Raw genomic sequence first — 1,183 nt, forward strand, 5'->3', positions numbered from 1 at the left:
ACGTTGTATACAATATATTTTCCGAACTTACGCTGAAAGCTTCTCTCCTATTTTTTCTGAATAATTATTACCGAAAATCTTGCGTGAAAATTTAAAACCGAACCGAACTTTGTCGATAAATTTTGTGTTGAAATTACGTTTTCGGGAAAATTCGCTGTGAAACTAAAACCTGAAACTAAACGTTGTGTGAAAATATGCTTTGCGTGACAATCCAAACTTTGTGGATAAACGTTGCGTTGAGTTTTTAAGTTCCGAAAATATTATACTGTATACAACAGCGGTTTAAAAATATGGCTGGTTTTGGATTTTCCTGCGGAAAATCCGCTGTTGAATGGAATGTTTTGTTATATTTGTAATGGCTTGGTGTTGAATTTACGCCACAATTTTTAAGCCGCGAAACGTTATGTGTCAGCTTAAAAAAAACCCAATGAGCAACAAACAGAAATTCTACATATTGACTTTGGCGACAGTATTTTCTATTAGTTGCGGGACAGACAACAAAAGTAAAATCGAAACTAAAACTGACACGACCACCACTAAAACTGTAATTAAAGCTGATAGCTTGAAGCGTGACAAAGTTGAACTCAAAGAAACATTTAATAAAGAAGATTTACCAGTTAATGAATATCTGACCGAAAAACTAAACCCAATACGAACCAACTTTAAGAGAATTAACTCAATTGCAAGTTGGACAACTATAAAAACCAATGACATTTGGGAAACGACCGAAGGTGGCGAAGCAAAATTTTATTATCTAAACGGACAATTAGAAAAAATTACAACTAGACATTTCGGTGATACATTTCAACTATTGACTGAATATTATTTATTAAACAAACAACTTTCGTTTGTGTTTGCTAAATTATATAAATACAATAGACCAATGTATTATGACTCGAAATCTATGAAAGAGAATAATGACACAGAAACGTTTGATTTTGAAAAATCAGAAATAATTGAAGACCGTAGTTATTTTGAAAACGGAAAACTACTTCATCAATTAAATAATCAAGATTGTGGTTCTCCTTTTGAAAATGATTATTTACTTGAAGAGCAAAAAAGAATAAAAACAGATTATGAAAAACTACTAAAACTTGAAACGACAAAATAAAAGCCGAACACATAACAGCCGTTTGTTGCAATTGCTAGGCTTGGCTTGTGTTCGGAATTTTCTCCGAAAATT

Annotated in this window: 1 protein-coding gene; it reads left to right on the forward strand. The window is 32.1% G+C overall.

Annotated elements, in window-relative coordinates:
* The first annotated feature begins 427 nt into the window (after positions 1–427).
* Complete coding sequence (locus GFJ94_RS11430) at positions 428–1,111, forward strand: hypothetical protein (protein WP_153201665.1); 684 nt, start codon at positions 428–430, stop codon at positions 1,109–1,111.
* Positions 1,112–1,183 lie beyond the last annotated feature (72 nt).

Source organism: Flavobacterium sp. LMO8 (assembly GCF_009495755.1).
Lineage (GTDB): Bacteria > Bacteroidota > Bacteroidia > Flavobacteriales > Flavobacteriaceae > Flavobacterium.

Excerpts from the sequence above, each read along its gene's own strand:
- GFJ94_RS11430 (WP_153201665.1), top strand. The coding sequence starts at position 428 with ATGAGCAACAAACAGAAATTCTACATATTGACTTTGGCGACAGTATTT.